The 15,186-nt window shown below is 73.1% G+C and carries 10 protein-coding genes; 4 read left to right on the top strand and 6 right to left on the bottom strand.

Annotated features, from left to right (window positions below):
• Positions 1 to 63: 63 nt before the first annotated feature.
• Positions 64 to 1,335 carry an ABC transporter substrate-binding protein gene (locus HUT12_RS07435; protein ID WP_176092923.1) on the bottom strand — a complete coding sequence of 424 codons (1,272 nt, stop codon included), beginning with the start codon at positions 1,333 to 1,335 and terminating at the stop codon, positions 64 to 66.
• A 292-nt stretch (positions 1,336 to 1,627) separates the two neighbouring features.
• Here HUT12_RS07435 and HUT12_RS07430 point away from each other — a divergent pair, with 292 nt between their 5' ends.
• A complete protein-coding gene (locus HUT12_RS07430; RefSeq protein WP_176092922.1) occupies positions 1,628 to 2,650 on the top strand; it encodes a LacI family DNA-binding transcriptional regulator in 1,023 nt (340 codons plus the stop codon).
• Positions 2,651 to 2,666: 16 nt separating this feature from the next.
• On the opposite strand, the gene HUT12_RS07425 is transcribed toward HUT12_RS07430, so the two are convergent.
• A complete protein-coding gene (locus HUT12_RS07425) occupies positions 2,667 to 4,922 on the bottom strand; it encodes a GGDEF domain-containing phosphodiesterase (RefSeq protein ID WP_254876742.1) in 2,256 nt (751 codons plus the stop codon).
• Between the two features lie 195 nt (positions 4,923 to 5,117).
• Between HUT12_RS07425 and HUT12_RS07420 the strand changes: the two genes are divergently transcribed.
• Complete coding sequence (locus tag HUT12_RS07420; RefSeq protein ID WP_176092920.1) at positions 5,118 to 5,495, top strand: PH domain-containing protein; 378 nt, start codon at positions 5,118 to 5,120, stop codon at positions 5,493 to 5,495.
• Here HUT12_RS07420 and HUT12_RS07415 read toward each other — a convergent pair.
• Positions 5,489 to 6,415 carry a 2-hydroxyacid dehydrogenase gene (locus HUT12_RS07415; protein ID WP_176092919.1) on the bottom strand — a complete coding sequence of 309 codons (927 nt, stop codon included), beginning with the start codon at positions 6,413 to 6,415 and terminating at the stop codon, positions 5,489 to 5,491. The two genes, HUT12_RS07420 and HUT12_RS07415, sit on opposite strands and share 7 nt — an antisense overlap.
• 94 nt (positions 6,416 to 6,509) lie before the next feature.
• Between HUT12_RS07415 and HUT12_RS07410 the strand changes: the two genes are divergently transcribed.
• Positions 6,510 to 7,673, top strand: coding sequence for a sorbosone dehydrogenase family protein (locus HUT12_RS07410; protein ID WP_176092918.1), 1,164 nt, complete (start codon positions 6,510 to 6,512; stop codon positions 7,671 to 7,673).
• A gap of 66 nt (positions 7,674 to 7,739) precedes the next feature.
• A complete protein-coding gene (locus HUT12_RS07405; RefSeq protein WP_131053688.1) occupies positions 7,740 to 9,332 on the top strand; it encodes a metallophosphoesterase in 1,593 nt (530 codons plus the stop codon).
• Between the two features lie 558 nt (positions 9,333 to 9,890).
• On the opposite strand, the gene HUT12_RS07400 is transcribed toward HUT12_RS07405, so the two are convergent.
• The 3 genes from HUT12_RS07400 to HUT12_RS07390 all read right to left on the bottom strand — a co-directional run bounded on the left by HUT12_RS07400 (position 9,891) and on the right by HUT12_RS07390 (position 15,113).
• Positions 9,891 to 12,248: a 1-deoxy-D-xylulose-5-phosphate synthase N-terminal domain-containing protein gene (locus HUT12_RS07400; protein WP_176092917.1), complete on the bottom strand. Its 2,358-nt coding sequence runs from the start codon at positions 12,246 to 12,248 to the stop codon at positions 9,891 to 9,893.
• A 125-nt stretch (positions 12,249 to 12,373) separates the two neighbouring features.
• On the bottom strand, positions 12,374 to 13,867 hold the full coding sequence (gene gatB / locus HUT12_RS07395) for an Asp-tRNA(Asn)/Glu-tRNA(Gln) amidotransferase subunit GatB (protein ID WP_176092916.1): 1,494 nt from the start codon (positions 13,865 to 13,867) through the stop codon (positions 12,374 to 12,376).
• Positions 13,868 to 13,964: 97 nt separating this feature from the next.
• Positions 13,965 to 15,113: an Ig domain-containing protein gene (locus HUT12_RS07390; protein ID WP_254877032.1), complete on the bottom strand. Its 1,149-nt coding sequence runs from the start codon at positions 15,111 to 15,113 to the stop codon at positions 13,965 to 13,967.
• Positions 15,114 to 15,186: the final 73 nt, after the last annotated feature.

The following is a 15,186-nucleotide window of genomic DNA, read 5'->3' as shown; positions in this document are numbered from 1 at the left end:
GGTGCAGCCGGTCCCGCCAGGTCAGGGACCGGGCGGTGCGGGTGCGCCGCGCCACCCGTACCGTCACCTGCCGGCCTTCTCGGCTTCCTTGATCGCCTCGGCCCAGGCCGCGCCGGACGCGAGCGTGCCGTTCTGCACCCGGTTGATCACGTTCTCCACCGCGACCCGGGTCGGCCCGTTCTTGCGGCCCAGGTACTGCGGGGTGAGGCCCTCGGCCATCCGGGGGAAGATCTGCCCGACCGGCGCGGCGTTGAAGAACTCGTTCGTGAACTCGGCGATCGCCGGATCGGCGTAGAGGGCGGGTTGCGAGGGCAGGTTGCCGACCGTCTTGAAGACCTCGATCTGCTGCTCCGGCTGGATCAGCCACTCCACGAACCTGTACGCCTCGTCGACGTTGCGCCCCTGCTTCGGCACGGTGAGGAAGGAGCCGCCCCAACTGCCGCCGCCACCCGGCACCGTGGCGATGTCCCACTGCCCCCTGGTGCCGGGTGCGGTGTTCTGGATGTGCCCGAGCATCCACGCGGGGCAGGGCAGCACCGCGAACGCGCCGCTGGTGAAGCCCTTGTCCCAGTCGGCCTGGAAGCTGGTCAGGTTGGCGGAGATCCCGACGTCGGCCGCCCTGACCGCGTAGTCGAAGGCGACCTTGGGGCCGCCTGCCATCTGCAACTGCTCGTCGGCGTCGAAGAAGCCGACCTGCTGCTGCCCGAGGATCGGATTGAACAGGTTGGTGGCGTTGTCGATGAACTTCTTCCCCGTCTCGGCGGTGTACCCCTGGCCGACCTCCAGGAACTTGTCCCAGGTGGGCCAGAGTGCGGAGACCTGGTCGCGCGCGGTGGGCAGGCCGGCGGCGGAGAAGAGGTCGGTGCGGTAGCACATGGCCAGGCCGCCGACGTCGGTGCCGAGGCCGATCTGGGTGGCGCCGTCGGCGGAGAGCGACTGCTTCCACTTCCACGGCAGGTAGGCGGTCTCGTACTTTCCGGCGCCCTTGTCGAGCAGGTTCACGAACTTGTCGGCCTGGCTGCGGAACTGGACGATGAACCCCTCGTCGACGGCGGCGATGTCGGGGGCACCGGAGCCGGCGATCAGCTTCTTCTGCAGGTCCTCGTGCTGGGCGTTGTACTCGCCCGAGTTGAGGGCGATCTTGACGTTGGTGTGCTCCGCCTCGTACTTCGTCTTGAGGTCCTGCAGGCCGAAGTCCCCCCAGAAGTTGATCGTCAGGGTGACCTCACCGCCGGAGCCGCCGGTGGTGCTGCGTCCGCTGCACGCGACGACGAGCGAACCGACCGTCAGACCCACGGCTGCGACCCGCAGCCACCGGGGTGTGGACCGTCTCATGACCCCTCCTCCACGCAGGCTGCGAACGCTCCATAGATCGAGGAGCGTCGACTGAACCGGATAAGTTAGGACCGTAAGGGCGCGCTCTCGCGGTGTCAACGGTGCGTTACAGACCGCGTCTTCCGGTAACCCGTCGGTCGGCTGAACCGAACAAGTGACGGCGTCCGATCAGCCGATCACGAAGGTGCCGGACCGCCACCGGGACGGCAGTGGGCGACCGGTAGCGTTGGTGCCCGACGCCCGCGCCCCCGCGCGCGGCGGGCAGACAGAGCGACCAGGAGGACGTACGCCGGTGAAGCGGCCCACCATCGCGGACGTCGCCCGACGGGCGGGGGTCTCCAAGGGCGCGGTGTCGTACGCGCTCAACGGGCAGCCGGGAGTCTCCGAGGCGACCCGGCAACGCATCCTCGCCATCGCCGCCGAGATCGGGTTCAGCCCGAGCAGCGCCGCGCGGGCCCTCTCCGGCGCGTCCGCCCGGGCGATCGGGCTGATCCTGGCCCGACCGGCGCAGACGCTCGGCATCGAGCCGTTCTTCATGGAGCTGATCAGCGGTGTCGAGACCGAACTCTCCGCCCGCTCGTACGCGCTGACCCTCCAGGTGGTCGCCGACCAGGACGCCGAGATCGCGGTCTACCGGCGGTGGTGGGGCGAGCGGCGGGTGGACGGCGTACTCGTCTGCGACCTGCGCACCGACGACCGGCGGGTGCCGGTGCTGGAGGAGTTGCGCCTGCCCGCCGTGGTGATCGGCGGCCCCTCGGGCACCGGTGGACTGACCAGCGTCTGGTCCGACGACGCGGCAGCCCTCGTGGAGACCGTGGAGTACCTGTACGCGCTGGGCCACCGGCGGATCGCCCGGGTCGGCGGCCTGCCCGAGCTGCTGCACACCGCCACCCGCACCCGGGCGTTCGGCGAGGTCTGCCAGCGGTTGGGACTGGCCGAGGCGGTGACGGTCTCCTCCGACTACACCGGCGAGGAGGGCGCCCGGGCCACCCGCCGGCTGCTCAGCTCCCGGGTCCGGCCGAGCGCGGTGATCTACGACAACGACGTGATGGCCATCGCCGGGCTCTCGGTGGCCCAGGAGATGGGGCTCGCCGTCCCGACCGAGCTGTCCATCGTGGCCTGGGACGACTCCCCGCTGTGCCGGCTGGTGCACCCGCCGCTGACCGCGCTCGGCCGGGACATCCCCGCGTACGGCGCGCACGCCGCCCGGCACCTGCTCCAGGCGATCGAGGGCGCTGCTGCGGTCGTGGTCGAGGACGAGACCGCGCACCTGACCCCGCGCGGCAGTACCGGCCCGCCCGCGTTCCGCCCATGAACCGGTTAAGCCACCGTCATCGTGACGTGGACGGGAACTCCTCAAGGTACGCCTCGACCCGTTCCGCGGTCGCCGGCCGGGCGAGTTCGAAGCCCTGGCCGTAGCGGCACCCGGCGCGCTGCGCCCCGTCGACCTGGTGGGCGGACTCCAACCCCTCGGCGACCACCTCCAGACCCAGCCGGTCAGCGACGGTGACCACCACGTCCAGCAGCGGACCGGCCGGATCGCCGCTCGGCACCACCGACTCCGGACCGACCTTGAGCAGGTCGATCGGGAGCCGCCGCAGCTGGGCCAGGGAGGCGTGCGCGGCCCGGAAGTCGTCCAGGGCGGTCCGGATGCCCATCGACCGCAGACCGGCCAGCCGGGCCACCACGGTGGACAGCTCGGCACCCACCCGGGGCTCGGCCACCTCCACCACGAGTTGGTCCGGCGCCACCCCGTACGCGTCGAGCACCGCGGCCGTACGGGGCACGAAGTCCGGCGAGGTCAGCTCCCGGGTGGTGACGTTGATCGACATCCAGAGCCGCCGACCGCCGCCGGACCAGTGCGCCAACTGCCGGCAGGCCCGGTCCAGCACCCAGACGCCCAGCTCGCCCACGATGTCGAGGTCCTCGGCCACCGGCAGCAACTCCGCCGGGAAGACCGTGCCGAGCACCGGGCTGCGCCAGCGCAGCAGCGCCTCGGTGCCGACCGGCGAGCGGTCGGCCAGGTCGACCACCGGCTGGAAGACCAGGTCCAGCTCACCCCGGGCGACCGCACCGGGCAGCTCCCGTTCCAGGTCCAGCCGGCGGACCAGTTGCTCCTCCAGGTAGGCGTCGTACCACTCGACCCGCTCCCGGCCGAGCTGGGCGGCCCGCCGCCGGGCCAGGTCCGCCTGCCGCAGCACGTCCTCGGGGCGCCCGGGGGCCAGTTCGGCCAGCCCGACGCTGGGACGTGAGCGCAGCACCGCGCCGGCCACCTCGTACGGACGGCGCAACTCGGTGATCAGGCGGCTGCCCAACGCATAGGCCATCATCGGTCCGGACCCGGTGACCACCGCCAGCCCGCCGCCGGAGAGGTCGAACACCTCGTCGTCGGCGGTCACCATGGCGCGCGCCCGGCGCACCGCCCCGGCCGCCACGTCGTCGCGCAGTGCCACCCCGGGCAACTCGGTCAGGTGCAGGTCCACCACCAGCAGGGCACCCTGGTCCGGCCAGGCCGCCAGCGCCCGCAGCAGACCGGCCCGGCCGTCCGGCCCGCGGCTCTCGGCGGTCACCGGCTCCGGTCCGGGCGGTGCCGGTTCCGCCGACGCCGTGGCTTCCTGCGCGCCCCGGACCAGTTCCCGGGCGACCAGCGGAGGCACTGCGGCGAGCGCGAGCAGCACCGCCGTGTTGTCCAGCAGGAGCCCGGCCTGCACCTGGTGGACGACGGCGAGCACCACCGCCGCCGCCGGCACCACCACCACCGGCCAGGACCGGGCCGTCCGGACCTCCGGTTCGGGTCCCGACCGCGCCGCCTGCCGCATCCCGCCGGCGACCAGCAGCACCCCGGCGACCAGCGGGGCGACCGCCAGCAGCGCCACCCGGCCGGCGGCCGACGGCAGCACCGCCAGCAGCACCAGCGCGAACAGGATGGCCGACGCACCGGCCCGGCACCGGCTGACGCCGCCGGCCCGATAGGCACCGGTCAGCACGAGCAGCGCGTCGACCGCCAGCACGCCCAACGCCACCGCCGCGACCAGCCGCACCGAGGGTGCCGTGCCGGCGTACGGCAGCGACAGCCAGGCGACGAGCACCAGCCAGACGCCGGGCGCGGCGGCGTCCAGCACCCGCAGCAGCCGTACCCGCCACGGTGGTCTCGGCGGTCGGGGCAGGCTCGACAGGCCACCGACGAGCAGGGCGGCGGTGCCGAGGAGCCCGACCGTCGCGGCTGTCGGCCGTTGCCCCACGGAGGCCAGTGGCAGGACCGCGGCGGTGAGGCCGGCGGCCATCACGGCGCCGTGCAGCAGCGCGGCGGCACGGCGGGGCCGGGCCGCGCGACGACGGGCCAACCGACCGCCGTCGACGGTGGCGGCCGGCACGTCGGCGCCGGTGGCGAGCCGGGACAGGCGGACGCCCGCCAGCGTGGAGCCGGCCGCCCCGGCGAGCGCCACCACCGCCAGGGTCGGGACCGCACCGACCGCACCGACCGCGACCAACAGCACGACCAGCGCGAGTACGCAGGACTCCGGCAGAAACGGTGAGCGGGCGCCGGCACGGAACACGGCGGCTCGGAACACAGACGCGACGGGCACGACGGTCGCCTTCGTGAGGGGGCACTGGGGCGGTGCGGCGGTGCGGGGCGGCGACAGGTGAAGTCCACCGCCCAACATCGATGAACGATCCGGCTCGCCGGGAGTGACGGGCAGTCGACAGTGAGTCCGGTCACGTGTCCCCGCTCCGGGGCGGCCCGCTGCGGGCGGCATCCGGCCTGGTGCAATCATCGGGACATGGCTCGCTCCGACACCACCCGGTTCCGGCACAACCAGGCCATCCTGGTGGCGGCGATCGTCGCCACCATCGGCGCCCTGCCGCTGGCCGGTGCCCGCGCCTACCTGCTGCCGGTGTTGCTGGTGCCGCTGGCGGTGGCGGTCTGGGCGTGGCGGGCCGGCACCGACGCCGACCTCGCCGGGCTGCGCCTGCGGGCGCTGGCCGGGCAGCGTCGGATCCCCTGGGACCAGGTCGCCGAGTTCGGCGCCGATCCCCGGGGCCGGGCGGTCGCCCGACTCGACGACGGTGAGCAGCTCGTGCTGCCCGCCGTACGCCGTGAGGACCTGCCCCGGCTGGTGGCGGCGGCCGGGCGGGGCGAACCCGAGACGGCTCAGTAGCCGTCGACCACCACGTTCTCCGGCCGCTCACCGGCGGCGAACCGGCGGATCTGCTCACCGACCAGCCGGTACGCCCGGGGCAGCAGCCCGCGTACCGAACCGGCCACGTGCGGGGTGATCAGCACGTTGGGCAGCTCCCAGAGCGGGTGGTCGGCGGGCAGCGGCTCCGGATCGGTGACGTCCAGCGCGGCGGAGATCCGGCCGGTGGACAGCTCGGCGAGCAGGGCCTCGGTGCGGGCCACCGGCCCCCGGGCGGCGTTCACCAGCAGCGCGCCGTCCGGCATCGCGGCCAGGAACTTCTCGTCGACCAGGCCCCGCGTCTGCGCGGTCAGCGGCACCAGCAGCACCACCACGTCGGCGTGCGGCAACAGCTCGGGCAGCTCGTCGACGCCGTGCACCCCCTGCTCCGGCCGGGCCGTCCGGGCGACCAGCGTGAACTCCACCTCGAACGGCGCGAGCCGGTCCCGCACGGCGGTGCCGATCGACCCGGCCCCGACGATCAGGACCCGCTTGCCGGCCAGCTCGTCGGTGGGCGCCACCTCGTCGTACGCCCACCGGCGCTCGGCCTGGGCGCGGATCATCTCCGGGAAGGCCCGCAGTCGGGACAGGATCGCGGTGACCACCCACTCGGCGGTGGACGGGTCGTGCACACCCCGGGCGTCGCAGAGCATCACCCCGTCCGGCACCCGGCCGGCCCAGGCGTCCGCACCGGCGGAGAGCAACTGCACCACCGCCAGATCCGGCAGTTCGTGCGCGAACGGGACGATCTCCCGGGTCGCGAGGAAGGGCGGCACCCAGAACCGGACACCGTCAACCGACGAGGGGGGCCTCGCCGGGTCCTCCATCGTCTCGACGACGGTCTGCGGAGGCAGCTCGCCGAGCAGGGCGTGACCGGACTCGTGCGGGATCCATACCTTCACGCCAGCCGACGATAGACCCGTCGTGCGTACCGCCACCGGGGCGGGGGTCCGCCGACCTCCACGCCGACCCGGACAGCGGGCTAGGCTCGGGCGGGTGAGCGCTCCCCCGTACTCCCCGGCCCGTCGGGTCCGTGGGTTCCTCGCCGCCTCCTGCACGACGCTGCTGCTCGCGGCCACCGGGTGCAGCCTCGGCGAACCGGAACCGGATCCGGCCGGCGAGCCGCCGAACCTCCCGACGCCGTCGGCCAGCGCCCCGGGCGGCGGCCAGGAGGTGGTGGCCACCGTGCTGGCCCGGGGGCTGCGGGTGCCGTGGGGCATCGCCTTCCTGCCCGACGGCGGGGCGCTGGTCACCGAACGCGACAGCGGCCGGATCGTCCAGGTCGGCCCGGAGTCGAGCCCGGACGGCCTGCGGATCACCGAGCGGCAGACCGTCGACGACGTGGTCGCCTCCGGCGAGGGTGGCCTGCTGGGCATCGCCGTGTCGCCGGAGTTCGCGCAGGACCGCACGGTCTTCGTCTACTACACCGCCGAACAGGACAACCGGATCGCCCGGATGCGGCTGGGCGAGAAACCCACCCCGATCCTCACCGGCATCCCCAAGGCGGGCGTCCACAACGGCGGCGGCCTGGCGTTCGGCCCGGACGGGCAGCTCTACGCCAGCACCGGCGACGCCGGGGACACCGACCAGTCGCAGGACGTCAAGAAGCTCGGCGGCAAGATCCTGCGGATCACCACCGAGGGCAAGCCCGCGCCGGGCAACCCCTTCCCGAACTCCCCGGTCTGGTCCGTCGGGCACCGCAACGTGCAGGGCATCGCCTGGTCCGGCGACCGGATGTACGCGGTGGAGTTCGGCCAGAACACCTGGGACGAGATCAACCAGGTGACCAAGGGCAAGAACTACGGCTGGCCCGAGGTCGAGGGGCGCGGCGGCGACAAGGCGTACGTGGACCCGATCGTGCAGTGGTCGACCGACGAGGCGTCCTGCTCCGGCCTGGCCGCCAGCGAGCGGCTGCTGGCCACCGCCTGCCTGCGCGGACAGCGGCTCTGGCTGGTCGAGCTGACCGACACCGGCACCGTGCTCGGGCAGCCGCAGGCGCTGCTCACCGAGGAGTACGGGCGGCTGCGGGCGGTCGCCGCCGCGCCGGACGGCTCTCTCTGGGTGGGCACCTCCAACCATGACGGACGCGGTCGACCCGCACCAGAGGATGACCGCTTGTTGCGGCTTGTTTTCGCAGGTGGCGGCGCCGGGCGAAGCTGAGGCATCCTCGACACGCAGCACCTCGGGTTTGCCAAGATCCTCAGGCGGGCAGGTCAGAATCTCAGCATGGACGATCACGAGAACGAGAAGCCGCACCGCGATCGGGACGGGGACGACCCGACCGGTCGTCCGCGTCGCTTCGTCTCGCTACGGCGCGCCGCCGCCGATTCGCCCCGCGCCGGGCGGCGCCATGGGCTGCGCCGGCTCGGGGCCGGGCTGGCGCTGCTGGTCGTCACGCTGACCGGGGTGCTGCTCGGGGTACTCGCCGGAGGGCACGTCAGCACCGACATCGGCCCGTTCCAGGCCCGGCTCTCCGTCGCGCCGGCGGTCAACGGCAGCACCACCGTCGACATCCCGCCGCTGGGCGCGCTGCTGCTGGACAGCCACGACGGGCCGACCCGGCTGACCGTGGAGCTGGGTGCGCTGGACCAGGGCCGCACCGAAGCCCTGATCGACGACCCGGCGAGCATCAACCGGGCCACCCAGTCGGCCGTCGACGACGTCCAGGAGGGTGTGCTGCGGCTCGGTCTGCGTACCGTCGGCGCGACCGTGCTGGCCACGCTGGTGCTGGCGCTGCTGGCCTTCCGGGACACCCGGCGGGCGGCCTGGGCCGGCGCGCTGGCGCTGGTGATCAGCGCGGGCAGCCTGGGCACTGCCGCCGCCACCGTGCGGCCGCAGGCGATCGAGGAGCCCACGTACGAGGGGCTGCTGGTCAACGCCCCGGCGATCGTCGGTGACGTCCGCAAGATCGCCAACGACTACGGCCGGTACGCCGAACAGCTCCAGCGGCTCATCGGCAACGTCACCCAGCTCTACACCACCGTGTCGGCCCTGCCGGTGTACGAGCCGGAGCCCGGCACCACCCGGGTGCTGCACATCTCCGACATGCACCTCAATCCGGCCGCCTGGCAGCTCATCCGGACGGTGACCGAGCAGTTCGGCATCGACGTGGTGATCGACACCGGCGACATCACCGACTGGGGCAGCGAGCCGGAGGCCTCCTACGTCGGCTCGATCAGCCTGCTGGAGAAGCCGTTCGTCTACATCCGGGGCAACCACGACTCGCCGCGTACCGCTGCGGCGGTGGCCCGGCAGCCGAACGCGATCGTGCTGGACAACACCACCGCGACCGTCGCCGGGCTGACCATCGCCGGCATCGGCGACCCCCGCTTCACCCCGGACAAGAGCACCTCACCGGCGAGCGGCGGCCTGAACCAGCCCACCGCCGACGAGCTGATCGCCACCGGTGACAAGCTGGCCGCCACGGTCCGCAGTTCCCCCCGGCCGGTGAACATCGCACTGGTGCACGACCCGGCCTCGGCCGGTCCGCTCTCCGGCACCTGCCCGCTGGTGCTCGCCGGCCACACCCACGACCGGCGGGTCAACACGCTGCCCGAGGTGCCGGGCGAGCAGCCGACGACGCTGATGGTGCAGGGCTCCACCGGCGGTGCCGGGCTACGCGGCCTGGAAGGCGAGGAGCCGACCCCGCTGGCGATGACCGTCCTCTACTTCGACCAGGACAAGCAGCTCCAGGCGTACGACGACATCACCGTCGGCGGCACCGGACAGGCGCAGGTGAACCTGGAACGCACCGTGGTGCAGCCGCCGACGCCGCTGCTGACCCCGCCGCTCACCCCCACCCCGACACCGACCCGCTGACGCGCGCGACGTCCGGCGAGGCCCCAGGCACGCTGAGGCGGCCCCGGCTCGGGGTTCTGGCTCGCCGCTTGCGGCTCGGTCTCGCGGCTCGCTGGTGTCGGTCTCGGCTGCTGTCGAGCTGAACCGCCCATGCTGTCGCGATCCTCGACCCGCCCGAGGTGCTCCTTCACAGCAGCGGCGAGGAGAACCGACCGGGGTGCTCGCGGAGGTCTCCGGCGGTCCGCTCGGTGCCGGTCGCGGTAGGTCGCTCACCGTCGTGAGCGACCTACCGACGACGGCCTGCGCGACCCGTCGTACGACCTACCGACGACAGCCACCGCGACCCGTCGTGCGACCACCGACGACAGCCACCGCGACCCGTCGTGAACGACCTACCGACTGGGGGCCTGCGCGATCCGTCCATGCCGTCAGCTCGAAAGGACCCGGACCCGATACCGCCACCTCTGCACGCACACACCCACCCCCGGCATGGAGCGACGGGGACAGGCACCGACCGGGGTTCCGAACTGACGGCACGAGGTCGATCCGGGCCGCTCGCTCCAGCAGCACCGGCCGAGGTCAGCGCAGGGCGAGAGCGGCCAGGGCGGCGTTGACGATGCTGCCCGGCAGCAGGTCGTGCAGCTCGTACAGCTCGGCGACGCTGCCGGACTGGCCGAACTCGTCCACGCCGAGCGGCACCGCCGCCGCACCCACCGCCGAGCCGAGCCACGCCATCGCGTGCGAGGCGGCGTCGTGCACGCTGACCACCGGCACCCGGTCGGCGAAGGCGGACCGCAGCGCGCCCGGCACGCTGGGCACGGTGGCGGTGCGTACGCCCTGCCGCAGGGTGCGCTGCCAGGCGCGGTAGAGGCGGTCCAGGCTGGTCACGTCGACCACGTGCGCGGCGACGCCCTCGTCGGCCAGTTCCGCGGCGGCGGCGAGCACCTCGGGCAGGACCGCACCCGAGGCGGCCAGTTGCACCGTCGGCGCGTCGGTCAGGTGCGGGTACGCCTGGTGCGCGTCGACCAGCCGGTACGCCCCAGCCAGCACCTGGCGGCGCAGCACCGCGTCACCGAGCCGGGCCCGGGCCGCCTCGAACGGCGCCTGGTCCAGCGGGCGGGTGCTCAGCCGGAAGTAGTACGCGCCGTCCTCGGCCGGCGCGGCCGTCGGCACCGGCTGTGGCGCACCCGCGATGTGCCCGAGCGCGTCGCAGAGCAGCCAGTCCAGGCTGACCGCGTACGCGGGCTCGACGAAGGTCACGCCGGGCAGCTCCAGCCCCACGCTGGCGGTGATGGTCGACTGGTGCGCGCCGCCCTCCGGGGCGAGCGTGATGCCGGACGGGGTGCCGGCCACCACGAACCGGGAACCGGAGTACGTGCCGTAGAGGAACGCGTCCAGCCCGCGCAGCACGAACGGGTCGTAGACGGTGCCCACCGGCAGCAGCGGCTGGCCGGACAGGTCCCAGGCGAGCCCGAGTTGGCCGAGCAGCAGGAACAGGTTCATCTCGGAGATGCCCAGCTCGATGTGCTGCCCCTCGGGGCTCTCCGTCCAGCGCAGCATCGTCTCCGACGACCAGGAGCGCTGGGCGGTCGGGGCGAACACCCCGGTCCGGTTGATGAACCCGGCGAGGTTGGTCGACGTGGCCACGTCCGGCGCCGTGGTCACCAGGTACTTCCCGACCTGCGGATCCCGGGCCAGGTCCACCAGCACCCGTCCGAAGACCTCCTGGGTGGAGATCGGCTTGTTGGCGCGTACGTTCGTGGCCTGCGGGACGGTGACCCCGAGCGCACGCTCGCGGGGCGCGCGGGACAGCGCCTCCCGACGCTGCCCGGCCCGGATGCCGGCCGGGGACGCCGGGTCGAGGCGGTCCCACTCGGTGTCCCGGGTCAGGTCGTGCCCGGCCCGCAACGCGTCGACCTGCTCACCGGAGAGCAGCGCCGAGTGGTTGCGCGGATTGCCGGCGATCGGCAGACCCCACCCCTTGACCGTGTACGCGAACACCACGCTCGGACGGTCGGTCACCGCGTCGCACTGAGCGTACGCGTCGAGCAGCGCCGCCAGGTCGTGCCCGCCCAGGTCGGTGACGAGCGGGCCCAGGTCCTCGTCGGTGATGTCGGCGATGAACGCGGCGATGCCGTCGGGCGCCCCGTCCAGGAACTGCTCGCGCAGCGCCGACCCGGTCAGCCCGAACAACGACTGGTACTGCTCGTTCGGCATCTTGTCGATCCAGTCGCGCAGTGCCGCCCCGCCCGGCCGCTCGTACGCCTCGGCGAGCCGGCGACCGTACTTGACCTCGACCACGTGCCAACCGGCCGCCTCGAACTGGCCGCGCCACTGGTCGATGCGGACGCCGGGGACGACCCGGTCCAGCGACTGCCGGTTGAAGTCGACCACCCACATGACACTGCCGAGTCCGGTGGTGGCCGGGTCGGCGACCGCCTCCCAGATGTTGCCCTCGTCCAGTTCCGCGTCACCGATGAGCGCCACGAACCGGGAGTGCGGGCGCGCGCCGAAGTGCGCGTCGACGTACCGCCGGGTCACCGCGGCGAACAGCGGCGCGGCGGCGCCGAGGCCCACCGAGCCGGTGGAGAAGTCCACGTCGTCCGGGTCCTTGGTCCGTGACGGGTACGACTGGAGTCCACCCCGGGCCCGCAGCGTGGTCAGGTACGACCGGTCCAGGTTGCCGAGCAGGTACTGGATGGCGTGGAACACCGGTGAGGCGTGCGGCTTCACCGCGACCCGGTCCTCGGCGTCGAGATGCGCGAACCACAACGCGGTCATCGCGGTGACCAGGGAGGCGCTGGACGCCTGGTGTCCGCCGACCTTCACCCCGTCCCCGGTGCTGCGTTCGTGGTTGGCCGCGTCCACGATCCGGGTGGCAAGCCAGAGCACCCGGCGCTGGATCTCGTCGAGGACGTCGATGTCGTGCTGGTTCACGGTGACTCCAGGGGTCCGGCACGTCGTCGTTGACGCCCGGTCGGGGGGACAGGGGTGGTGGTGCGGATGCAAGGAAGGGACCCTTCCTATACACCAGACGGTAAGAAGGGTCCCTTCCTTACACCTCAGGCGCCGAGGCGCTCCAGGATCAGCTCGCGGACGGTCTTGGCGTCGGCCTGCCCGCGCGTGGTCTTCATGACGGCGCCGACCAGCGCGCCGGCTGCGGCGACCTTGCCGCTGCGCACCTTGTCGGCGATGTCGGGGTTGGCGGCGATCGCCTCGTCCACCGCGGCGGTCAACGCGCCGGTGTCGGAGACGACCTCCAGGTTCCGGTTGGTCATGATCTCGGTGGGCGTACCCTCGCCCGCGACCACGCCCTCCAGCACCGTACGGGCCAGCTTGTCGTTGAGCTTGCCGGCGTCGACAAGCGCCTGGAGCTCGGCGACCTGCGCCGGGGTGGCGCCCACGTCGGCCAGTTCCACGCCGGTCTCGTTGGCCCGCCGGGACAACTCGCCCAGCCACCACTTGCGGGCGGCGGCCGGGGTGGCACCGGCGGCGATGGTGGCCTCGATCAGCTCCACCGCGCCAGCGTTGAGCACCGACTGCATGTCCAGGTCGGAGAGCCCCCACGCCTCCTGGAGCCGGCGCCGGTGCAGCCGGGGCAGCTCCGGCAGGGCCGCCTTCAGCTCGGCCACCCAGGCGGTGTCCGGCGCGAGCGGCACCAGGTCCGGCTCGGGGAAGTAGCGGTAGTCGGTGGCGGTCTCCTTGGACCGGCCGGGGGTGGTGTCGCCGGTGTCCTCGTGGAAGTGCCGGGTCTCCTGGGTGATCCGCCCGCCCGCGTCCAGCACCGACGCCTGCCGCAGCATCTCCGAGCGCACCGCCCGCTCGACCGAGCGCAGCGAGTTGACGTTCTTGGTCTCGGTGCGGGTGCCCCACTCCTCGCCGGGCAGGTTCAGCGACGTGTTCACGTCACACCGCAGCGACCCCTCCTCCATCCGCACGTCGGAGACGCCGAGCGAGCGCAGCACGTCCCGCAGCTCGGTGACGTACGCCCGGGCCACCTCGGGGGCGAGCGCGCCGGTGCCCGGGATCGGCTTGGTGACGATCTCCACCAGCGGGATGCCGGCCCGGTTGTAGTCGACGAGCGACTCGGTCGCGCCGTGGATCCGGCCGGTGGCACCGCCCACGTGCAGCGTCTTGCCGGTGTCCTCCTCCAGGTGCACCCGCTCGATGCCGATCCGCACCGTCTCGCCGTTCACCTCGACGTCCAGGTAGCCGTCCACACAGAGCGGCTCGTCGTACTGGCTGATCTGGAAGTTCTTCGGCATGTCGGGGTAGAAGTAGTTCTTCCGGGCGAACCGGCACCACTCGGCGACGGAGCAGTTCAGCGCCAGGCCGATCCGGATGGTCGCCTCGATGGCCGCCTTGTTGGCCACCGGCAGCGAGCCGGGCAGGCCCAGGCAGACCGGGCAGACCCGGGTGTTCGGCTCGCCGCCGAAGTCGGTCGGGCAACCGCAGAACATCTTCGTGTTCGTGCCCAGCTCGACGTGGGTCTCCAGGCCGATCACCGGCTCGAATCGCGCGACGACCTCGTCGTACGCGGGCAGCGTCGTGGTCATGAGAACTCCAGCTTTCGGGCGGTAGCCGGCCCGCGCCGGCATCCGGACACAACGCCGCCCAGCCTAGCCGCTCCGCCCACCTGTCCTCGGTCGGGCGTCACCCCGCGGTGAACCCCTGCCGACGGCGGTACGCCACCACCAGCAGGATGCCGCCGATGCTGAACGCCACGACACCGAGGAGCATCAGCACCAGGGCCGAGTTCTCCCCGGTGACCGGCAGCCAGGCCCCGGTCGTCCGGGACGGCGACGGCGCGGCGGCGGTCGGCGTCGGGCTCTGCGACGGCGCGGTCGGGTACGCGGTCGGCTGCTCGGTGGGGGTCGGCGAGACCGACGGGGTGGCCGTCGGGTCGGGGTAGACGACCAGCGACAGCTCCTCGGTGTCGCTGGTCGCGGTGCCGGTGGCGCGGACCGTGAAGTCGAAGCTCCCGGCGACGGTCGGGGTGCCGCTGAGCACGCCGTCCGCCGCGAGCACGAGCCCGTCGGGCAGCGCCCCGGCGGCCAGCCCGAACCGGATGTCGGAGTCGCCGTCGGCGGAGAACCGGAACGAGTACGCCTGCCCGGCCGTGCCGCGTGGCGGGGCGGCCGAGGTGACCACCACGGCCGGCGTGGCGATCACCAGCGTGACCTCCTGGCGCCCCTGGAAGCCGTTCGCGTCGGTCGCCAGCAGGTCCAACCGGTAACGGCCGGCCTGGCTGGGGCTGCCCGCGAGGACACCGGCCGAGGAGAGCGACAGGCCCGGCGGCAACGCGCCCGAGCCCAGCGAGACGGTGTGCGGGGCGGTGCCGCCCGAGACGACGAACCGGTGCGTCGGGTAGACCTGCCCGACGTACCAGGGCGAGACCGGCGCCGGCGAGGTGACGGTGACGACCGGCTGCGCCACCACCACGGTGACCTGGTGGTCGGCGAACTCCCCGCTCGGCGAACCGGTGGCCCGGACGGTGAAGGCGAAGCGACTCGCCACGGTGGGCGTACCGGTCAGGGTCCCGGCCGAGGAGAGCGCCAGACCGGGCGGGATCGCGCCGGCGACCAGCGAGAACCGGATCTCCTCGTCGCCGGTGGCGGTGAAGGTGTGACCCGGGTACGGCTCGTGGGCGGTCACCCCGGACGGCGGCGGGTCGGAGGTGACGGCGATGGTGACGACCGCCGGATCCACGATCACCGGATCGACGGCGGCCGGATCCACGATCAGCGGATCGGCGACGACCGGTGCTGCGGCAGCGGGCGCGGCGACGCCGATCAGCAGCATCGTGAGCACCGAGACAATCGTGATCGGCCGCAGCGTCTTCATCGCAGTTCCAGTCGGCTAGAAGCCCATGCTT

This window comes from Verrucosispora sp. NA02020 (assembly GCF_013364215.1).
Classification (GTDB): Bacteria; Actinomycetota; Actinomycetes; order Mycobacteriales; family Micromonosporaceae; genus Micromonospora.
This window is presented reverse-complemented; position numbering and strand designations above follow the sequence as displayed.

Coding starts and splice junctions, on each gene's coding strand:
- HUT12_RS07435 (WP_176092923.1), bottom strand. CDS start 1,335: ATGAGACGGTCCACACCCCGGTGGCTGCGGGTCGCAGCCGTGGGTCTG.
- HUT12_RS07420 (WP_176092920.1), top strand. CDS start 5,118: ATGGCTCGCTCCGACACCACCCGGTTCCGGCACAACCAGGCCATCCTG.
- HUT12_RS07405 (WP_131053688.1), top strand. CDS start 7,740: ATGGACGATCACGAGAACGAGAAGCCGCACCGCGATCGGGACGGGGAC.
- gatB (WP_176092916.1), bottom strand. CDS start 13,867: ATGACCACGACGCTGCCCGCGTACGACGAGGTCGTCGCGCGATTCGAG.
- HUT12_RS07390 (WP_254877032.1), bottom strand. CDS start 15,113: ATGCTGCTGATCGGCGTCGCCGCGCCCGCTGCCGCAGCACCGGTCGTC.